Source organism: Candidatus Poribacteria bacterium, from assembly GCA_028820845.1.
In the GTDB taxonomy this organism is placed as follows: domain Bacteria; phylum Poribacteria; class WGA-4E; order WGA-4E; family WGA-3G; genus WGA-3G.
Genome location: JAPPII010000114.1, coordinates 128,822 through 150,025, shown reverse-complemented (window position 1 = coordinate 150,025; position 21,204 = coordinate 128,822). Strand labels below are relative to the sequence as shown.

General features: G+C 48.0%; 22 protein-coding genes. 8 read left to right on the top strand and 14 right to left on the bottom strand.

Translation table 11 applies throughout. The features are described from left to right. The 6 genes from OXN25_21085 to OXN25_21060 form a co-directional block, all read left to right on the top strand. Window positions 1–839 (top strand): tetratricopeptide repeat protein (locus OXN25_21085; protein ID MDE0427357.1); only part of this gene is annotated, 839 nt, incomplete at its 5' end. 6 nt (window positions 840–845) lie between these two features. Next, window positions 846–1,397 carry a CDP-alcohol phosphatidyltransferase family protein gene (locus OXN25_21080; protein MDE0427356.1) on the top strand — a complete coding sequence of 184 codons (552 nt, stop codon included), beginning with the start codon at window positions 846–848 and terminating at the stop codon, window positions 1,395–1,397. A gap of 210 nt (window positions 1,398–1,607) precedes the next feature. After that, the gene (locus tag OXN25_21075) at window positions 1,608–2,642 is read left to right on the top strand and encodes a transporter (protein ID MDE0427355.1); all 1,035 of its coding nucleotides are present in this window, start codon (window positions 1,608–1,610) and stop codon (window positions 2,640–2,642) included. Between the two features lie 26 nt (window positions 2,643–2,668). After that, window positions 2,669–3,175, top strand: a complete 507-nt coding sequence (locus OXN25_21070) for a hypothetical protein (protein MDE0427354.1) — start codon at window positions 2,669–2,671, stop codon at window positions 3,173–3,175. 21 nt (window positions 3,176–3,196) lie between these two features. Continuing rightward, window positions 3,197–3,775: a sigma-70 family RNA polymerase sigma factor gene (locus OXN25_21065; protein ID MDE0427353.1), complete on the top strand. Its 579-nt coding sequence runs from the start codon at window positions 3,197–3,199 to the stop codon at window positions 3,773–3,775. Window positions 3,776–3,987: 212 nt separating this feature from the next. After that, a complete protein-coding gene (locus OXN25_21060; GenBank protein ID MDE0427352.1) occupies window positions 3,988–5,115 on the top strand; it encodes an AAA-like domain-containing protein in 1,128 nt (375 codons plus the stop codon). 207 nt (window positions 5,116–5,322) lie between these two features. On the opposite strand, the gene OXN25_21055 is transcribed toward OXN25_21060, so the two are convergent. The 7 genes from OXN25_21055 to aroC form a co-directional block, all read right to left on the bottom strand. Continuing rightward, window positions 5,323–5,931, bottom strand: a complete 609-nt coding sequence (locus OXN25_21055; protein MDE0427351.1) for a hypothetical protein — start codon at window positions 5,929–5,931, stop codon at window positions 5,323–5,325. Between the two features lie 27 nt (window positions 5,932–5,958). Next, a complete protein-coding gene (locus OXN25_21050) occupies window positions 5,959–6,780 on the bottom strand; it encodes an NAD(P)-dependent oxidoreductase (GenBank protein MDE0427350.1) in 822 nt (273 codons plus the stop codon). 87 nt (window positions 6,781–6,867) lie between these two features. Next, window positions 6,868–8,550, bottom strand: a complete 1,683-nt coding sequence (locus tag OXN25_21045; GenBank protein ID MDE0427349.1) for a hypothetical protein — start codon at window positions 8,548–8,550, stop codon at window positions 6,868–6,870. 24 nt (window positions 8,551–8,574) lie between these two features. Next, on the bottom strand, window positions 8,575–9,546 hold the full coding sequence (locus tag OXN25_21040; protein MDE0427348.1) for an ROK family glucokinase: 972 nt from the start codon (window positions 9,544–9,546) through the stop codon (window positions 8,575–8,577). Between the two features lie 160 nt (window positions 9,547–9,706). Beyond that, window positions 9,707–10,216 (bottom strand): CHAD domain-containing protein, encoded by a 510-nt coding sequence (locus tag OXN25_21035; protein MDE0427347.1) that lies wholly within the window; start codon window positions 10,214–10,216, stop codon window positions 9,707–9,709. A gap of 2 nt (window positions 10,217–10,218) precedes the next feature. Further along, entirely contained in the window at window positions 10,219–10,716 is a 498-nt protein-coding gene (locus tag OXN25_21030) for a CHAD domain-containing protein (GenBank protein MDE0427346.1), read from the bottom strand. Window positions 10,717–10,740: 24 nt separating this feature from the next. Beyond that, a complete protein-coding gene (gene aroC / locus OXN25_21025; GenBank protein MDE0427345.1) occupies window positions 10,741–11,826 on the bottom strand; it encodes a chorismate synthase in 1,086 nt (361 codons plus the stop codon). A gap of 287 nt (window positions 11,827–12,113) precedes the next feature. Between aroC and OXN25_21020 the strand changes: the two genes are divergently transcribed. Both OXN25_21020 and OXN25_21015 read left to right on the top strand, forming a co-directional pair. Continuing rightward, window positions 12,114–12,803 (top strand): M50 family metallopeptidase, encoded by a 690-nt coding sequence (locus OXN25_21020; protein ID MDE0427344.1) that lies wholly within the window; start codon window positions 12,114–12,116, stop codon window positions 12,801–12,803. Between the two features lie 463 nt (window positions 12,804–13,266). Continuing rightward, complete coding sequence (locus OXN25_21015) at window positions 13,267–15,207, top strand: hypothetical protein (GenBank protein ID MDE0427343.1); 1,941 nt, start codon at window positions 13,267–13,269, stop codon at window positions 15,205–15,207. 140 nt (window positions 15,208–15,347) lie between these two features. On the opposite strand, the gene OXN25_21010 is transcribed toward OXN25_21015, so the two are convergent. The 7 genes from OXN25_21010 to OXN25_20980 form a co-directional block, all read right to left on the bottom strand. Beyond that, entirely contained in the window at window positions 15,348–15,914 is a 567-nt protein-coding gene (locus OXN25_21010) for a sigma-70 family RNA polymerase sigma factor (GenBank protein MDE0427342.1), read from the bottom strand. 15 nt (window positions 15,915–15,929) lie between these two features. After that, window positions 15,930–16,427 (bottom strand): hypothetical protein, encoded by a 498-nt coding sequence (locus OXN25_21005; GenBank protein ID MDE0427341.1) that lies wholly within the window; start codon window positions 16,425–16,427, stop codon window positions 15,930–15,932. Between the two features lie 2 nt (window positions 16,428–16,429). After that, the gene (locus OXN25_21000) at window positions 16,430–18,376 is read right to left on the bottom strand and encodes a hypothetical protein (protein ID MDE0427340.1); all 1,947 of its coding nucleotides are present in this window, start codon (window positions 18,374–18,376) and stop codon (window positions 16,430–16,432) included. A gap of 40 nt (window positions 18,377–18,416) precedes the next feature. Further along, window positions 18,417–18,767, bottom strand: a complete 351-nt coding sequence (locus OXN25_20995; GenBank protein ID MDE0427339.1) for a hypothetical protein — start codon at window positions 18,765–18,767, stop codon at window positions 18,417–18,419. A 24-nt stretch (window positions 18,768–18,791) separates the two neighbouring features. Next, a complete protein-coding gene (locus tag OXN25_20990; protein MDE0427338.1) occupies window positions 18,792–19,451 on the bottom strand; it encodes a hypothetical protein in 660 nt (219 codons plus the stop codon). 77 nt (window positions 19,452–19,528) lie between these two features. Further along, entirely contained in the window at window positions 19,529–19,843 is a 315-nt protein-coding gene (locus tag OXN25_20985; GenBank protein ID MDE0427337.1) for a hypothetical protein, read from the bottom strand. Between the two features lie 284 nt (window positions 19,844–20,127). Continuing rightward, window positions 20,128–21,018 carry a sigma-70 family RNA polymerase sigma factor gene (locus OXN25_20980; GenBank protein MDE0427336.1) on the bottom strand — a complete coding sequence of 297 codons (891 nt, stop codon included), beginning with the start codon at window positions 21,016–21,018 and terminating at the stop codon, window positions 20,128–20,130. Window positions 21,019–21,204 lie beyond the last annotated feature (186 nt).

Below are 21,204 nucleotides of genomic sequence, written 5' to 3'. Positions count from 1 at the left end.
CTGGCATAGAAGACTGGACGCAAGCCATTGAATTAAATCCTGATGAGGCGGAGACTTACTACAATCGTGGACTTACGAGAGTCAAACTTGCAGATCTGCAAACTACCCAAGGACATGTAGAGGGAGCCAGAGCGTTATATGAAGCTGGCATAGAAGACTGGACGCAAGCCATTGAATTAAATCCTGATGAGGCGGAGACCTACTACAATCGTGGACTTGGGCAGTTCCGCCTTGGTGAATTTAAAGCAAATCAAGGGGATGTAGAAGCAGCACAGCAGCATTATCACGGCGCGATTGGGGATTGGATGCAAATGCTCCAACTCGATTCAGAAAGTGCTGAACCCTACATGAACCTTGGAGCTGCAAGGACCAACCTTGGTGAACTTAAAGCAAATCAAGGGGATGTAGAGGCAGCACAGCAGCATTATCACGGCGCGATTGCAGACAGCACGCAAGCTATCGAACGAATTCCTGAGGATGCTGTAGCGTACAACAATCGGGGGTATGCAAAGTATCTGCTTGGAAAATCTGAAGCCACTGCAGGAAATATAGCAGAAGCCAGAAAACTTTATGAATCGGCGATAATAGATAGTGACGCATCTATCCAACGAAATTCGGAAACTGCTTATGCCTACCATACACGTGGCGTTATAAAGGCTGCCCTTGGGGACCTTGAAGGGGCAATAGCCGATTTTGATAGAGCCATCAAGATAAACCCAGAATCCGCCGCAGACTACTACGAACGCGGGCGTGCGAAAGCAGCACTTGGGAAAAAGGAGGCAGCAGAGATGGATTTCAAGAAGGCTAAGGAGCTGGATCCAGAAAAATTAAAAGAATAAATACAGATGCTTGCAAACACCATAACACTTGGTCGTGTTTTTTTCACCTTCGGTGTCATAGCCCTGTTTCGCGTGCCTTCAGTTTTAAATAGAGGGATCCCCGCAGCTATTGTTCTTATTTTCACGCTTGATGCTGTTGATGGTCTCGTTGCCCGCAAATATAACCAGACAACCAAACTGGGAGCAATCCTTGACCCTATAGCCGACAGAATTATTGAAAACACCTTCTGGATCTATTTTACTGTAACTGGGCTGACTCCTTTATGGATGCCAGTTACCATTCTGACTAGCGGTTTTTTGATAGACAACTTGCAGCCCTATATCAACCCATCAAAAAATGGATGGACCCACCTTCTGATTCGTTCCTACACAAGCCAAGCACTTTGTGGCATCGCCAAAATGAGTACCTTTCTTTTTCTTGCGAGCATCAGTATTTTCAAACCCGAAAATACTGCTATAGAATCAGCAGGTACAATACTTGTTAATGCCACTATTGCCTTTTGTCTCATTCGGGGAACTCCGTCATTGGTAATAGTATGGAAAAACTTTCGTCGTTAACAGGAGGTAGCGCGGAACTCGCACGCATACTACGCGTGAGTTTCAAGCATATATATCGCAACGCAAGTCAATCTATTTAGTGCTATAGTAGATTTTACAATTACGAAGTATATTATGAATCGGCGAGGTTGGGAAATATCACTACCTTATGGTAATGGTAAAGATAATTATGGATTTTACTATAAAATCAAAAATAAAAGGAGAGATTCATTGAAAAACCACACAATGTGCATAACAAATTTCCTACTTATATTTATTTTTTTCACCGCCGCTTATGCTGACACACTCAAGCAGTCTCGCGCTGATAGCCATGCTCCGATCGGTGTGATGGCAGACCATGGGCATAAAATAGGTGAAATGATGCTTGCTTACCGTTTCATGGCGATGGATATGAGGGGACTACAATCCAGGGCGACTCTTGTTGAGACAGCGGATATCCTCAAAGATTTTAAGATGGCTCCCACACAGATGCGTATGCAGATGCACATGCTTGGTGCAATGTTTGCACCACACAACCGTGTCACTCTCATGGCAATGACAAACTACCAACGCAATACTATGCAAATGGAAGGTTCACATCAGCACACACATGGCGATCATAAACATCCAATAGGACATCATGAAATGTCGAGTGCGGGCATCGGCGATACAAAGATCGCGGTATTACCCACGATTTGGAAAAGCCATGGCCTGACAATCCTGGCAAACCTCGGTGTGTCACTCCCTACCGGTTCCATTGCCAAAAAGGATGAGACTGATAATCTCCTCCCCTATCCGATGCAACTGGGAAGCGGGTCTTTTCAAGTCATCCCCGGTGTCACGCTCTTTGGCTTTCACAACATGTGGTCTTATGGCGGGCAACTGCGCGGCGGGTTTCCCCTAAATATCAATATCAGTGGGTACCGACACGGAAACACCTTTAATGCCACCGCATGGGGGGCTCGACGTATCAACAATTGGATCAGTCTCAGTAGCCGATTATTATTGTCACGACGCGGAAATATCACCGGGAGCCACCCGGATTTAAATCCAAACATGACCCCCAGTCACCGTCCAGATTTCCGAGGGAGCACACGGCTTGACTTTGCAGTCTCCAGCAATCTTATCATTCCGACCGGGATCTTCACGGGACAAAGATTCGCGATTGAGTTCCAGATGCCTCTCTATCAGAACCTCGCGGGAACGCAACTCAAAACAATATCGCAGCTCACCATTGGTTGGCAATACGGCTTCAAAGTTTGGTAGGAGCCTCCGCCGCACAAGGAAACATCATGCCTAGAACGCACTTAAAATGCATCGCGATAGCCAGCGGAATTAGTGTCATACTGGGACTCTCGTTCGTACTGCCACAGACGCAGTCGCGACCAGCAGCACCCCACGATAAGAAGGTTGCCGTCAACACACAAAAAAGCAAAACGACCGCCTCTTCTTTCGGAATTAGACAAACTCCGGCAGCAGAACAAACACCCCACTTTCGAGACACTGAGTTCTACCGTACCATCATAGACAACAACCTGTTGCGTCCGCTCGGTTGGAGACCGCCACGTCCACGCGAACCCTATCGCTTGCTCGGCACGACCATCCCCACAAGCGGGGAAATGCCTCCACAAGCGATATTGCAAACTACAAGTAGAAATCAGACGCGAACCATCTCCCTCGGTGAGAAATTGGATGTGGACACCACCCTTATTGACATCCAGCCAAAACAGGTCACCCTCGAAAAAATAGGAGAAAAACCGAGAATCCTTACCCTCAACACAACGCCCGTAATACAATAAGAGAGAACTTGACACAAAACTTTGTTTGATTTTGACGAAACACACCTCATTGAACGCACCCAACGCGGTGACACTGAAGCCTTCGGTCCGCTCGTTGTCAAATACCAACACCGCGTCTACAATCACATACTTGGAAATGTCAGAAACCCCGAAATCGCTAAAGACCTCACACAAGAGACATGGCTCAAAGCGTTTCGTGCTGTCCACACCTTCCGTGGCGATTCTACCTTCACCTCATGGCTCTACCGCATCGCCGAAAACGCCTGTATTGATTATTTCCGAAAACAGAAGAAAGCGGATGCTATCGAACCACTGCACACTGTCGCGGAACGCTGTATCACTGACACGTATCCCTCCCCATGTCAGGACATCGTGAATCAAGAACTTCGAGAACATCTCCGGGCTGCCATCGAGCAGCTCACCCCCATCCGCAAACAAGTCTTTCGCCTCTACTACTTTCACGAATTTCCCATCAAAAACATCGCCGTCCGCCTCAAAAAATCCGAAGGGACTATCAAATCACATCTCCGCAATGCACGCCTCCAACTTCAAGAATACCTCACGCCGTATCTAAAAAACCGTGATAGAGTCGCTCCATGAAAATAGAATCAACTGTTCATTTTCGTTTGAAAAATTCCAACGAGGCATATATAATGGTTAAAAACAGAAGTTTTTCACGGACACCCTAATAACTCCAACGGCTCAGGCACTTATGCGATGCGGTTCGTCAAGCGGCTCGCACATAACGTAAACGCCTCACGTTAACATAGACGAAATTAAACAGAAACACACCCCTTGAAAAGGCTAACGACATGCCGAAAAAAACGCGACGCTTCGGAACCCAAGGCCGCCTCTATCCTGAAGATAACTACCTCGTCCCTCGAACAGTGGAGGGTGCCGACTTTATCAGGCGCGTCAAAGAGGGGAAGTATATTGTTCTTTTCGCCCCTCGGCAGACCGGCAAAACCACCTTCTTCCAATTAGCACTCGAAAAACTCACCACCACAGATCCGACCTATTTCCCCATTCAACTCAATTTTGAGGTGTACGAAGACTGCACCCCTTTAGAGTTTTACGATGGCCTCACCGGTGATATCCATGAGAAAATCACAGATGTTTTTCAAGAACGCCGACAGACCCCGCCTGATACCATAAGGCACCTATTGGAAACTACACACCTCACGAATCAACTCTCTCTGCGAACGTTTCTCAGAGCATTAGGAAAGGTTTTAAAGGATCAACGGATCGTCCTCATCATTGACGAGTTTGATGCTATTCCGCGTAGTGCAGTGAAAGGGTTTCTTCGCGTACTTCGCGAAATCTATCTCTCCGGCAGGACGCGATGTCCGCATAGTGTTGGCATTATCGGTGTTAAAGACATCACGCAGCTGGATTACGACAGATCCATTTCGCCGTTCAACATCCAAGATGAATTTCATTTACCCAACTTCACGTTTGATCAGGTACAGGAACTGTTTGGACAATATACAGATGAAGTCGGACAAGTGATCGCGCCCGATGTCATCCAATCCCTCCACCGGCAGACCGCCGGGCAGCCCTATCTTGTTAATCGATTGGCACAAATTCTCACTGAGGAGATGCACACCCCGAAACACGAGACGATTATGATGCCCCACTTCGCAACGGCACACAGACAACTTATCCACGAACGGAACACAAATATTGAACACCTTCTGACGAATGTCCGTAAGGATAGACGGTTTGAAGCACTTCTTATGAAAATTGCTTCCTACGAACAAGCACCAATGTTTAATCCTTACAATGAACTCATGAACGAACTTGCCATTTACGGGGTCATTACAAAAGGTGCTGACGGCCGTTGTGAAATCCTCAATCCGATTTATCACTATTGCATCACGCAAGCATTCCAACCTGCAGTGACTCGTTATCTTCCACAACACCCGAAAATATATCGTTGAGACAAAAATATGGGAGGGGCCTCGGTCGTATCAGGCAGGCAAAAAACAACTTGCGGCATACCTCCAATTGGAAGGTGCCGCGGAGGGGTACTATGTTGTATTTGATCATCGTCAAGTGCCAGAACCGCGGGCAGAAACAGAAGCGATTAAGGGCGTGCAGATTCAGAGTTATGTCATTCCGGTGATACAAAAACCACCTTCCTCGGCTTAGTACGATGTCCGCAGTGCTGCTTTAAATACAGCATTAATGGCACCAAAGAGCACAGGCAAGTTATCAACCCCAAAATTTGTGCGGTTCTGCGTAAAAACATCGCCAATAAGGCATCCGAATTGCCAGGATATACCATCACTCACAACCCCGTAAACCGGAAATTCTGGATCATCGTTTATCTTTTGGGCAGCTACCAATTCAGCCAAACATTGTCCCCAACCTTGTTCAAAATCGTTTTTCTTCGCTTCCGCCAGCAGGATCAAAGGCGTTCCAACGACAGGCCTACCTAATTCAGATTTTGTTGAGATTAAGTAATCAGGTGTTCCGTTCAAAATTTCATCGTAGGTGATAGGTTTCTGTATCCAAAGCGCGTAGGTGTCAGCATATCCTTTGTAGATTTCCTTTAGAATCGGAAAAATAATAACTTCACAGCGCGCTGCCTCAGACGCGAAGACATCAATGTGCTGTCTGCAAAACTCAAAGTCTTGGAGAAATTGCTCTGAAGGATTTAAGGGCACCTCAACGGTAAAAAAGTCTTTTTCTGTATATACAATCCTAAATTTCTCCAGAACCTCAGAAATTGCTTTGAAATCGCTGAATGCCATTGTGTTTCCCCTGCTCCGATGATAGCGTTATCTCGCTTCCTTTAACAATTCCGCCAACCGATCAGCAAAACGGAGTTGACTGTCGTCCTCTGGGGCATAGCCTATCACTTTCCGGGCATTGGTGATACTCCAGAACTTATGCGAATTGTCACTAATACCGTAGAAAATCTGGAACGGAATCCCGTTCTCGTCCTCTATGTTTTCCGTCTCAATGCTCTTGACAAAGAGTTGAACCTGATCCCGGATGCTCAAATACGCCCCGAGTCCGCGGTGCATGGCTTTTAAATCATCTGCTGAAGAGTTTGCCATGTCGGTCTCTCGCGGTCCCCCGATACGGAGTTGGATATTCTGCAACTTCTTACCGTCAACATGCCCCGTCGCGAAAACAAAGCCAAGGTGTTCATACGCCTCTTTTGCCCATCCGTAGAAGTTATCCGAGAGCGGACGCATCTCTGGCGTCACCACATCCCACTTATCTGCCCATATCAGCCGTTCATAATAGTCGGCGGCGTGGTTGGAACTACAGACGACAACGCGTCGGACATCCGTCTCAACACAGGTTTGATAGAGGTTGTACGCCATCTGAACGTTAGCGAGTTCGTTCTCAAAACTACCACCTTTAAAAGCACAGTGGACAACTGCGTCAACGCCTTCAAAATGGTGTCTATAGGCATCTCGGTCAGGGTTAGTGAGCTCAGCAATCTGAATACCTTCGACCGCTTCTCCCTGCCGATTTGTCTTTTTCACGTCCAAGAGTACGAGTTCATAGCGTTCTCGAAATTCCGGGAGCATCCGTCCAGCAATATAGCCAGATGCACCGGTGATAAGGACTTTTTTTCGATTTTCCACCAAATATCTCCCTTTTTCTTGCAGTCAGCCATCAGCGGTCAGCAAAGAGGTTTTTACGACTTAACTGATTGCTGAAAGCGCAGCGACCTAATTGCTAATCGCCAATTTCTCTTTACAATGCCGCGCCAACGTCTTCATCTCAGCGATGATCTGTGTCTCAGTCTGCATCAGTTGATTAAAGAATGGCGGTACCGGTTGCCTATTAAAAAGTCTATCGAAGAAGGTGCGTTGCGCGTGGGTTGGCACCCCGAAGAGCGAACTTCCAACACGCCCAGACTCTACCCCTAAGTATTCAATTGAGAAATAGTGTTCAGTCCCTTCCTGGGTGACATCGCCTTCATGGATGCCTCCCGTACTCCGCCTTCCATAGTTTACGGCATAGACTCTACCACTCATCCGACTGAGAATTGCATAACCGCCTACATCAACAGCCTCATTCCAACACTTTTCAAACCCATTTTTAGGGAGACGTTCCCGCAGTTCCCCAGCGGAACGAACGACGAACTTGTTTTGATGGGGTGTCTTGATGATAAGAAACCCCTCATCTCTCTCCTCTAAAGGCGGTTGTCCTGTGAACAAATCAACCGAATCCAAAGTCCAAACGATACCATCTCGGACACCCTTTGCCATGTTATGATGTCTCTCCACAAATTCACCATTCAATGCATGGAGGCGATAAGCACCACTACCGTTAAATATCTCGCGCAACTTGCGACGATGTTCTATGACGGAAAACCGCCTTTCAGGGACCGGTATTTCGAGATGGAGTGTATAGCCAGTGTGCAAATCCTTTGTAAGGTTTAGCTGCGATTCGCGAAGTTCAGCCAAGCGTGTCAAGGCGGTCTGGCTCTTAGATAAGACACGTCCAATCAGGTACTGGCGGCGGAGTCCTGGGATTTCTGTGGCAAGGCGTTCGAGCGTCGCGGCATCTAACTCCTCCAACATAATTTTGTGTTCCCATCGGGTACCGCGTTCGTGTGCAAGGATTTGGAACTGTTGCGTATCGCCACTCGTTCGGATATAACCGAGTGCCGTCCACGGATCGAAAGTCGCTCGGTAGTTTCCACTGGTCTCGGAATCACCATTCGCTAAGATGCAATCCCGCCGTTCATACCGCGAATAAAGCCCAAATCGAAATTCAAAGTCTTCGTAGGGTGCCAAAGCCTCTCGCAAATCGCGCGCAAACTCGCTTCCGCGCGCAAACCGCTTAAAAATTTGCTCAGTTCGTTTGGGTTGATTGAGCGCATCAAGGAATGTGCCGATAGGGATACCCCCCTCTTCTACCCCCTCATCTTCGCTCTTCCCAAAAACCTTGGTTTTGGTTTTGAAAGGGGGATTCCGTAGTGAGACATCACGCTGCGAAACGAGTTGCAACGCCACATCATCCGCTATATCCTTGAGTGCTGGTGCATCACCGAGGATCTCCGCGAGTTTAACATCGTCAATCTTTTCCGTCAAATCAACACCACGTTTCAGCTCAGCGAAATGGATGATGTCATCAAGACTATATCGGAGCGGTGCGCTTGAAGAGAGGTTATCGTAGTTAGAGCGATGGAACCGAATGCGCGGCTTGATCCGAAAGACCGGTGCGAGACCGTAATCCTTCAACAACACATACAACGTGACGGTATAGGAATCCTCATGGACCTTCTGTGCCAGAATGCCGTCCCGCTTTGTGTCATTGTCAGTGATCAACCGCTCTTGAACAAGGCGACTATCGTTACCAAAAATTATCATCCGATGTTCTTCTCTGTTATCATCTACTAACATAGAAGCACCCTCCCTGAATAGTCATCAGTTGTCGGACCGCTGTCGCGCGAGTGCCGCTGCGCCAAGAATACCGGAATTATCACCCAACTCTGCCCGGACAATCTGGACCCCGTCCAGCGTATTAGGAAGCGAGTATTTCTTCGCAGCAGCGCGAATATCATCCAAGAATGTGTCGTCGAGTGCCTCAACGACACCTCCACCCAATACAATCATCTCTGGGTTCAAAAAATTTACAATCGAACCGATACCAATCCCAAGATACTTTGTCACTTTTTTGAAAACCTTCAGGGTTAACTTATCGTTTAAGCGAATCGCCTTTGCCAAAACCCCGCTCCGAATAGCCCCAAGGTCGCCATCGGTGAGTTTAGAAATCACACTCTTTTTCTTTTTTTTCACAATAGCCTTCTGGAATTGCTTCGTCATCGCCGTCCGACTGGCGATCGCTTCCAAGCATCCACGCGTGCCGCAGCCACATCGGGGTCCACCGGCTTTGACAATAATATGTCCAACTTCACCCGCAGTCTTGCTCGCACCGTGGAACAACTCGCCGTTTAAAATAATGCCGCCCCCAATACCGGTGCCTACAAAAATCCCGACAACGTTCTGAACACCCCTACCTGCCCCGAACACGTGTTCACCGAGTGTACCCACGTTCACATCGTTGTCAACAAACGTCGGAAAACCGACCCGTGCTTCGAGCTCAGCCTTCAGGGGAACATCTCTCCAACCGAGGTTCGGCGCGAAAATGACAACGCCTGTCGCAGGATCCAAGGGTCCGGGCGCGCCAATACCGACCGCCTGAATTGAATCGGAGGCAACGCCTGATTTGTCAATAGCCTTGCGGATACAGTCGGCAATCCGATCAATCACCTCGGATGCTCCTTTGTCCGCTTTGGTTGGTACTTTGGCTGTCCCCAAGATATTACCGTCCGCATCAATAACAGCAGATAGAATCTTGGTACCTCCCATATCCACACCGATAACATTCGCGCCCATACAAGAATCTCCTTTTTTATGGCTGTCAGCAATTAGGACGTTCCGCTTCGCTCCACTTTCAGCAGTCAGTATTTCTCCAAGAATGTCTCTTTATAAAAAGAAAGATGTCCTTTGAAAGTCTCTGCTGACCGCTGACCGCTGACCGCCTCTTTGCTAACTGCTATTCTCCTAAAAACGATAATAATTTTTGTTTGATACCCGTCGCTGATAGATGCTCCCACTTTTTCAGAAATGTTTCATAATCCGCTTTCCGAGTCTTCCTTGTTCGGGCGATAAGCGTAGCAACACCCGGTGCTAAAACGTTCTCCGCCGTCCGCTGCGTATCATCGGTTAAAACATCCAAGACAACATCAGCGTCATGGACATCGCCGAGTATCTCCTGTAAGTCAACGATGACAGCAAGGAATTCCGAGAAACGTTTGCCACAAATTACTGCAGTTTCCTCAAAACCCTCTTTTGGAACAGTATACGCAACGTGAAAAATCTCCATTGTATACCGAAGGCGTTTAATCGAAATCCGCATGTTATGAAGTTCTTCGCGCCTGGATGCATCCCGAATGAACGGCTCCCATGTCCAAACTTCTTCAACTTTCTGTGGAAGAATTGTTCGTGCATTTTCGCGGTAGCTGCGGAGCGGTTCAACGCCGGTGAGTTTATGCGCTTTCGCCATCTCTATGCTCCTACATCAGGTAAGATGCTTTCTCCGTCAAAGAATTTCAAAAATTTTGTTTCAAAATCGGATTCTTCAAGTTCCGCAAAGAGCGTCAGCATCGGCTTTCGGGCAACTTCTCGTTCATGCTGTAAATGTTCAATGAGTCTGTGGATATCCGTCCGTTCTACCTCAGACAAAGTGTTCACTTCTCTCTGAAAACGGGCGATAAGCACATCCAGATCGCGGACGGACCCCATCGTCCGAGTTATCGCTTTTATTTTTTTGTAGTGTTTTTTGAACGGTCTTTCTCGAAAGCAGTCGGCAAAATTGTCCATTGCGGCACGCAGACGACGAGAGGTGACGCGCATATCGTGGACGAATTCAATGTCGGTTCCGTCTTCGGCACCCTCTTTATAGGACATCATTTTGCGGAAATAATCCACGATAATCCGTCTCGCGCAGGTCTCTAACGTTTCGTCAGGCGAGACCCTTTTGGTTTTCGGCTTTATGGTTTCCATTATTCCACCAGCTGCTGATTGCTATCAAGACTTCGCACGATGCCGGAGCAGATGATCTGTCAGCACAAGTGCTGCCATTGCCTCCACAATCGCAGGCGCGCGCACCAACACACACGGATCATGCCGTCCGCTTGCCTCCAATGTCACTTCCTTCCCCTGTACATCCACCGTCTGTTGCGGCTTCCCAATCGTTGCTGTCGGTTTGAAAGCGACTTGGAACACAATATTCTCGCCATTTGAAATACCACCTTGTGTGCCGCCCGAATTGTTCGTACGCGTCCGAACCCGCGTCGTCTCACCCGCCTTTTCGAGATAAAAAGGATCGTTGTGTTCAGAGCCTGTCATCGTGATCCCATCAAAGCCGGAACCGATTTGGAAACCCATCGTTGCCGGTAGAGACATCATCGCCTTCGCCAGATCCGCCTTGAGTTTATCGAAGATCGGTTCGCCAAGTCCAACCGGAACGTTGCGAGCAACCGACTCAATGATGCCGCCAAGGGAATCTCGGTCGCGCCGCGCCTGATCAATCCGCTCCGCCATCTTCGGACTCACAATAGGGTCAGGACAGCGAACTGGACTCGCTTCAACCTGTTCAAGCGTTACCGTGTCCGTATCGACTTCAGCTGCGAGCGTATGGATCTGTTTGACGTAAGCGAGCACCTCCGTTTCCGCTTTCTCACGCAAAATCTGCTTCGCAATTGCCCCTGCTGCGACGCGTCCGATAGTTTCACGTGCGCTCGCTCTACCGCCGCCTTGCCAGTTTCTGATACCATACTTCTCTTGATACGTAAAATCGGCGTGTGAAGGTCGATAGAGATCTTTCAGATGCTGGTAGTCTGACGGACGGGCGTTCTTGTTCCACACCAGCATAGAGATGGGCGTGCCGAGCGTCTTGCCTTCAAAGACACCCGAAAGTATTTCAACAGCATCACCTTCCTGACGCGGGGTCGTGAGGTGACTCTGCCCAGGTTTCCGGCGATTCATCTCAAATTGTATTGCGGACACATCAAGGTCAATCTGTGGTGGGCATCCATCAACGACAACACCGACAGCACCACCGTGTGATTCACCCCAAGTCGTAATCCGAAAAAGGTGGCCGAACGTATTCATTTAACTCCATAAGTGTGCTTTGCAAGCACACACCTCTGTATTTAGATTTAGGATTGTATATTTCAGACATCTCGTGATATACTATAGCAAATTCTCTATCAAAATACAAGCAATTGTAGCACAAACTGTATGAAGTTTAAGAATTTAATCAGATAATTTCTGAACGTGCGATAAATCGCACTACTACGAACCAATCCGTTTGTAGTAGGGCAATTCTGCGGCGTACTCGCCCAAATGCGACGTGCATTATTGCCCGTCGATTACCCAATTAATTTTTTAGAAAAACCATGTCAACATTTTTCAAACGTTATATTGTCCTACTGCTGATTTTTATAGGCATTGGACTCCTATGGAACACACTGTTCATTTATCCGATCAAAATCTTCGTCGTGTTTATGCATGAGGTGAGTCACGGACTTGCGGCAATCGCAACAGGTGGCCGTATCGTTGAAATTCAGATTAACCCGCAGCAGGGAGGGCATGCACTTACACAAGGCGGCTCTCGGTTTTGGACGTTGACTGCGGGGTATCTCGGCAGCCTCTTGTGGGGCGGTCTTATCCTGCTTTTGGCAGCGAGAACGCATTTCGACAAAGGGATTAGCATCCTTATCGGTCTCGGCATGGTGGCAATTTCCATCGCCTACGGTGAGAGCACTTTTACCTATCTGTTTGGCATCGGTTTCGGTGTCGCGCTAATCGCCATTGGGTTTTATCTCTCAGAAGCCATCAACGATTGGGTCCTACGTATCATCGGCGTGACGAGCTGCCTTTACGCGATTCTGGACATCAAAAGCGATGTCTTAGATAGATCCAATCTCCGGTCAGATGCTCGGATGCTCTCAGAAGTGACAGGCATTCCAACCGAAGTTTGGGGAGTGCTTTGGATTCTTATTGCAATTGGACTCACCTTCTGGTTTCTCTACTTATCCGGCAAGACTACGGACAACACGCCAGAACCCACTGAAGAAGATATTTAACACCGCCAGAAACCGACCTTAACTGACTGCTGAAAGCGCAGCGTCCTGATTGCTGGTCGCTATCTTAAAATGGACTAAATAGTCTCGGTGATATTCCGATAAAGTGGAGGAACCACGCGCAAAGACCTATCAGGAAAAGTGGAATACAGACAAGCACGATGAGAATGAAGAAACCCCACACCCACGAACCTTTGGATTTGGCAACCGTTGCCAGACGCGCAAGCAACGTCCCACCACATATCATAATTACAACAACGAAACCAAAAACAACTACCAACACCATCTTTGACCCTCACCCCCAAGTTTCTTTAACAGGTGTCAACCGCCAGAATTTAAATGGAAGATTGGAAAACTGGAAGGTTGGATACCTATTCTTCCGTCCTTCCATTCTTCCACCCTAACACTGATAATTGATAGCTGCTAAAAAGGCACCTATCTATTGAAAAGCACATAAGTCACAGACATGAAACACCCTTCCAAAAGCCCCATCACGCTACGCGCAACGCTGATTGGTATTTTCCTTATTCCATTCAACAGTTATTGGGTCCTACACCTCAGTTATATCTGGGACTCCAACCGACCCACGAGTTTGGCACTGCTCTTCAATGTCCTATTTACGTTGCTTGTTCTTATCGGATTCAGTACAATCCTGCGTCGCTTGCGACCGAGCTTGGCGTTTACACAGAGCGAATTGCTAACAATCTATGCGATGCTCTGCCAAGCCTCCGTTTTCGCTGGACGCGATATGCTGCAAGTTTTGGTGCCGTTGATGGGTAACGGGTTCTGGTACGCAACAACCGAAAACGAGTGGGCACAACTCTTTCACCAACATCTCCCTGAATGGCTCGTCGTTGGAGAACAAGAAATATTACGGGGTTTCTATGAAGGCGAATCCACATTCTATCTTCGGACGCATATAGACGCATGGCTGCTACCGACGCTGATTTGGGTAGGCTTCTGCCTTGTTATCGGCGTAACAATGCTCTGCCTCAATGTCCTGTTACGCAAACAGTGGCAAGAACACGAACGTCTCACCTACCCGATCGCACAACTCCCTTATGAAATCACACGAGCCGCTACAAACACAGGTCGCTTGTCAACGACATCTCACCTATTTTTTAATCGACGGATGATGGTTGTTGGGTTAAGCATCGCCGCCGTGCTGAACCTTGTCTATAGTTTACATCAAATCGATCCTGTTTTCCCGACAATTCCGCTCTATCACGGATTCCGACTCGCAGAAAAGCCGTGGAGCGCAATGAATAACCCCGGTTTCCGTATTAGTTTCTTTCCGTTTGCCATCGGCGTAGGTTTCCTTATCCCGCTCGATTTGGGGTTCTCTTGCTGGTTCTTCCATCTGTTTTGGCACTTTGAACGAATTATCGGGGATATGTTCGGTTGGCGGAGTGCTGTCGGATTTCCGAGAGAGATGGCGCAAATCCGAGGGGTCTGGATTGCGCTCTTCCTCTGGACAGTGTGGATGGGACGCGCACACATCAAAGTCGTCTTGCAGACCATTTTCGGTAGACACACACACCCCGCAAGCGACGAAGGCGAAGCAATGCGCTATAGGACAGCAGGCATTGGGGTGCTTGTCGGGTTTATCTTGATTCTGGCGTTCTGTCTGAAGGCAGGGATGTCGCTCTGGTTCGCAGCCTTATTCTTCGGACTCTATCTCGCAATGTCAATCACAATCACCCGGATCCGTGCCGAACTCGGCCCACCCGCACACGACCTTTACAACGCCGGTCCAGACCTACTTTTGACAGACGCACTCGGTACACGCCGCATCGGCAATCGCAACCTCTCGGTGATGTCGATCTTTTTCTGGCTGAACCACCTCTCCTACCGCGCACACCCAATGCCGCATCAACTGGAGGGATTGAAATTCGCCCACCAAACCCGTTTCAATCCAACGCAACTGCTCTGGGTTTTAGCAATTGCGATCTTTGTAGGCGCGCTCTCTGCGGCGTGGGGACACCTCCATCTCTCCTATCAAGTCGGTTTAGAACAAGCCCGCTCGTGGTATGCCCGCGCCGCTTTTAATAGACTCGCGGGGTGGCTCTATAACCCTACCGAAACGAGTATCAGCGGTATGCTCTATACTGCTGGTGGATTTGGCTTCGCCGTTAGCCTTCTGCTTCTACGGTGGCGGTTCATTCAGTGGCCCCTACACCCTGTCGGCTATGTCGTGTCAAGTTGGTGGACGTTTACAGGGTTGTGGTTCCCGCTCTTAATCAGTTGGGTCGTTAAACGGATACTACTTTCAACGGGTGGTGTTCGCTTATATAGGCGTTCCATCCCATTTTTCATCGGCTTGGTGATTGGCGATGTGATAGTCGCTTCTGTGATTAGTATTCTTGGACTCATTTTCGACTTCCGCGTTGTCTATCTGAGTTGGTAGCATCTTTAGGACTTACGCAGAATGCTCTTTTGTAGCATAACCTGTTAGGTTGTGCATCCAAAACACTTGCGTTTTTTTAGGATTTTCATTTCACAAAGCACCCTTCCTTGAAAATTGCGTAAGTCCTGATTTTTACTGAGTCAGGAAACGTTATCGTTATCCAGATACGGCGTGAGATGTTCCTGAAGTTGGAGCCTCGCGTTGCGGAGATGCGATTTGATAGTGCCTTCGGACCTGTTTAACTGTCGTGCAATCGCTTTGATGGGGAGTTCTTGGATGTAGTATAAGAAAAACACCTGTTTGCGGACAGGTGTGAGATGCGTGATCGCATTCGAGAGGTGCACTCGCAGCTCCTGGCGTTGCAGGTCTCGGCACGCGGAGGGATACGTGTCGGTGATATGGCTTTCATCAATGAGATGCAGCGGTTCCGTGTCATGTTTCTGCTTTCGGAAATAGTCGATACACACATTTTCAGCGATGCGGTAAAGCCAAGAGGAAAAGGCTGCCTCGCCCCGGAAGGTGTGGATAGCACGGAATGCTTTGAGCCATGTCTCTTGTGTGAGGTCTTTAGCGGTTTCAGGGTTCTTGATGTTTCCGAGAATATGGTTGTAGACATGGCGGTGGTATTTGACAACGAGCGGGTTAAAGGCATCGGTGTCGCCATGTTGTGTGCGTTCTATGAAGTGTGTGTCATCAAAATCAAACAAACGTTGGGATTCCTTTCATTTGAGGAAGGGCGTGGTGTTGAGACGGAGCGTGCGTTGCTGTCCGACTGTTTCCAGCGTTACCTGTTTAGCCTGGATGTCGGTGACAGTGGTGTCCGCGTCGAGTTTATCACCCACCGTGACGATGTTTGTTGTTCTCGCGGTTGTACGTTGGAGGATCGCCTGTTTGGGGGTGTTCGCGTCGGTGGGGATGATCGTGCCGAGCAAGCGATAGGGGTCTCTGGGGCGTGGCGGTGTCCAACCGAGCGGACGAAACAGGTTGTTGTCTACAATCGTCCGGTAGAAATCACTCTTTTGAAAATGCTTCAGGGATTCCTGCGGTGTTGAGAACAGACTGCGGAACACTCGGGGAGAGACGGGGCGCGGTGTCTCGGTAAGTGTTTCGTTTTTCGGTTGCCTCGCGGCTGCGGTCGGTACGCGTCGCGTACCGAAACCTCCGAAGAGCAAGAAACCCAACACACCGATGCTGAGGAAGACAATCGTTTTTACGAGCATGTTTATTGAAGGTGTAAATCCTTGTCTAATTCAGAAAAACCTGTTTTGAGGTATTTCAGATTCGGTTGGATGTCCGGAGGATAGTGAATTTCCCATACTTTCACCATAGATTTCTCGAAGTTCGCCGTCGGATAGACAGGGAAAAACGCGTCACTTAAGTTTTCATATAGAAACGAGTCCTTTGGGTCCTTGTTTGTAAACATCAGGTGCGTCGTCCCGTGAGTCTTTAAGTATTCCAACGCGTCACGTTCGGACACGGCCTTGTGAACATGCTGATCATAGAGAAGTATCCAATTCGGGAGGTAGGTATCTTGATCAGTGATGGTTTTTACCCGACCAAGGACGTTGAGTTGGCTACCGTATCCCCAATGTGAGGCAACGATGGCGGTATTTGGAAGTGTCATCTTCATCCAGTGTAAGGCATTTGACACGTCGAGTGTCGGCGTAGATGAGCGCATACGAGCAGCATCAGAAATGGCACGCGTGCTGTATCCACCAAAAGGTGGTAAGAACAGGATCCCCACCAGTAAAGCGATCGCGCTGGTTGTTTTCAGGACAGCGCGTTGTCGGCCTTCTTTCACGAGAAGACTCAGGGAATTAGAAAAGAAGTGTATGAGTTCTGCCGTAAAAAAAGCGAGGGGCACGCTGATAAAGAAGTCGTAACGTTTTGCGTCCCGGGAGAGAGCTACCCAGAAAACGAACCAAGTCATGAATGCGACACCTGGCACCAGACGCGTTTCGTGCGATTTCTGGAGCCATGCGATGATCAGAAATCCTATTCCGGAACAGGTCATCGCAAGGAAAAAGAAAAAATTGCCGTAGGATGCATTCCAGAGATATGTTTCAAGCGGCTCACGGAAAAAGGTGGTAGCGATGAAAAGGACGATTGGGACAAATAAAACGGTATGATTCGAGTGGCGTTGGGTGGCAAAAATCAGCCCAACACTCCCAAAAATAAAGACGCTGCCATAGCGAAAAACCCAATAGCCGTACCCCGGGGCTTTTAGTTCTGTTATCGATTGCATCAGCGAGGTGCGGCTTAACGGGACGGTGGTATCGGCGAAGGTGTCAAGTTGTATCAAAACATACCCGATTGCAAGGGCAATGCTTGCCAACGCCAATCCGAGTGATAGCTTGCGGGCATGCGGTCGGAGTTTTTCCACTTCTGAGAGGAGAAGATATCGAAGTCCACGCACGCCTAAAAGCACAACAGGGGGCACAAGCACAAAGGCAAAAAGATGTTCCGCAAAGCCGTATCCATTCCTGTAGGCAGGGGAGGCGAGGTAAAGTGTCGGCACAAAAGACAACACCCACAGCAGATATAGACACAGGTTGTCTTCTGTTTCGGTCGTGAGAAACCGCCAGAGCTCTACAAAGAGAATAACGCTCAAGAATACACCGAAACCTTCCCAAGAGATACCACCGAGAAAGACTGTCAAGCCACTCGCGAGGGTCCAGAAAAGTCGTTTGCGTCGGTGCTGCGTTTGCAAAGACATTAGGTAGGTAATGACAGCGAGGATACCGATCATCAGGCAAAAAGCATCCCTGTCACCAAAGCCAGCGGCACTGCGTTCTATACTACCGGGGAGGATTGCCAAAAGCACGCCAACAACACTTGAAAAGACCCCTCGGTAGATGTGGTAAAGAAATACACAGAGTGTCCCGAGCCCGATACAAAAACAGACGACAGGCATATAGAGACAGACGTGATAAAGCGTGATGCCTGTTCGGAACACGACCGCAAGGGCTTTATGCGTATAAGAAAGGACATAGCCATAAAGGTTTAGCGTCTGTCCTAAATCTCTACCCAGGGGCAGCCAGCGGTGCATATCGCGTTCGGGGAGTTTGCCGTGTGCTGAGACGAGTTGTGCCTGCCAATAATAGAAGTAGGCATCGGTCTCGGTGAAGTGTCCCGCAGGGAGACGCTCACCCCCTTGAATACGTAGCAAAAACGCAAGAAGCAGAAGACTAAAGAGACATACGGAAAGACTAAGGTTCCTGAGTAACGGGTTTCTTCTCGATGAGTTTTTCAAGTTGTGCGGCAACCGTAGGGGCTATTTGTTTTAGCCGACGGAGTCCCTCCTCACGTCCATGCTGTTGTAAGAGTTCATTGGCTTTTTTGTAAACCTCCCAATGTTCTCGGATGTCTGCCAAAGCTTGAGGTGTTATCTCCGCGCAGCAACTGCAGTTTTTTATCACCCGTGCTGTCTCAATAGGATGTGTGATTTTTCTAGGGGAATGCTTGGGGAGCGTGTTTGTGGCATAACTGACAAAGATAACGATGATACTGCCGAGCGCGAGTGTGGTCATGGAAAATAAAAAATTGGTGTCTTTCATCATAACGGATGCTCTAAAAAGGGCACCTCACTTTTCTAAGCGTTCACGGCGTCGTTTTTGCTCCGCCACTACTTTTAACGCATGTTGATATCGGTTTCTAAAAGAAGGCTCATCGGGATACAAAACCATCTGGGCACGGCTCAACTCCACTGTTTCCTCGGGGGTTCTTTCTATGACAACCTGACCCTCCCCAGCTGCCCACGCTTCATAAACAGGTGCCATATATTTGAAATATGTGTCTATCTCAGGGATATTCCCATGTTTTTTTACGAAGCTTTGACGGTCACTCTCCATGAGTTCCTCTGCTGAGAAATCCGGCATAAAAAGGAAGGGTTCACTTTCTACTTTGCGATCTTTAATGTCTCGTTCAGACTCATAGCGCGTGACCGTTTGAGGAGGCGCATGAGTCTCACCAACACGCAAGGGGCGGTGCGTTGTGTCAATAGGCACTTCCTCATCTACAAGGGGGGGATCTTGTTGTGTTATCGCTTCTCGAAGAAAGTCTATGTTTTTATCTTCAACGGTTGGTTCTCGCTGGGGGCTCAGATCCGTGGCGTTTTCAACATTTGAGCGATCAGGCACTTTGGGCAGGCTCTCAACAAAACGAGTATTATCCCACCGGAGATACAACGTCCACGCGGCACCCAAAAAAATTAGAATGCAGGCGATGAAAATGACTTGTTTCATTTCTAAGAATACCTCCTATTAAAGAGAGGTATAACTTACCTTTGGCAAGTTATACCTAATATAGAAAGAATAAGGTGTTAGGCCGCCTCACACCAGACCCAACTTAGATGGTAAACCGTCCGGTATAACCTGGTTATATCGTGGGGAGGCACATAGTCATTTCCACCACTCCAATGGTCACCTTCATGCCACCCATTCGCATAGACCTCCTGGTTAGTAAAGCTGAGATGAGGAGAACTTGGTATGTTGATACACCGAGTCCAGTATTCGTGTGTCTCATAGATATATTCGCTTGGATCTGCCTCACTCATCGGAGCCAATAACAGAGAACCTGTGATACCAATGGATAGAATACAAACAATAGCAATTATTCTACACAAAGACAGTCGCATTTGTTTTCTCCTTTATTTTTCGAGGGATCACTTCTGAAATGCAAAAAGGTAAGATTTTTGCATTCAGCGGCAATCCTATTATTGTATAAGGTGCTAACCTAAAAGCCTCACAAACTACATCCAATCTGTGCTACAGTCTTCGGAGACTATCAGATATAGCAGCATTTCGTCAAGAATGACAAAACTTCAAAAAATAAGGAGAAAACCTTGCAGGTATGCATCAAATATTTTAACAATTTATCTCCTTTTTCAAGCCTTGTCAAGTGAAAATCAAAAGTTAATAATCATCTCTCTTTCTTTACCATCACAGACACAGGATCCGTGGGATTCTCCGCCGCGGCTTTCTTCCATGCCGCTCTCACACGTTTCACCGTCTCCTCAATAACAGACTGAGAGATACCAATTGCTTTCGCAATGTCCGATAGAGGCTGTCCATCCAAGTACCGTTCCATAATCCATCTGTCGCGCTCTTCTGGGAGACACTCTACTAATGCCTCTAAGTGAACTGCAACCGGACTCAGCCATGTAATCAACCGCTCCCATCTTTTCTGAACGGCTCCAGGAGTCGAGCCAATCACTTCCGCGACCGCTTTGGGTGTCAGATGATCCATCAGCACCGCAATCTCTCGATCTTTATCCGAAAGCAAACGCAAGAGTTGCATCTTCATATCGTGATTCGCTGCTCTCTGCCGACTATCCTTATCTGAGAGTGTTGATGCGAAAGGTGCCTCTTTCTCACTGACAGAAAGATTGTCAAGCGATTCAGTTGGCAGGTACCTCGCTCGTCTTTCCAAGGCTCTCGTGCGGTCAATCGTTAGATTTATCGCGATGGTTATCAACCATCCTGACAACTCCTCCGGTTCTTGGATTTCCTTCCCCCTCTTGAGAGCATTGAAGGCTTTGGTGAAGGTTTCGCTCGTAATATCCTCAGCATCTGTGATGGGATCTGGATAGTTCCACATCATCTTGCTAACGTAGTCGAAAACGGTCTTGTAATACCTATCAAAGAGGAATCTACATATCTCCTCTGCGTCATCAGTCTCTAAAACGTGCCGATTTAAATTAACGCCGCTACACACCTCACCTATCTGCCTTTCAATATATCTATTATATTTAAAGGCATCTGCAACTGCCTTCGTAATATAATCACGCAGATTTTGGAGGAATTCCGACACAATCGGTTATTTTTTTCAGTGTGTAAATATTTTGTAGATTGTCTGACATCGGGGAGGACGCGGATGACGCGGATTTCTGACACATTTTATTTACAACTTACGCAATTCCCTAATCGTGCGGTTAGGAATGCACATCGCATTTAGGCGAGTACGCCGCAAAACCACACCTACCGCGGAGGAATAGGC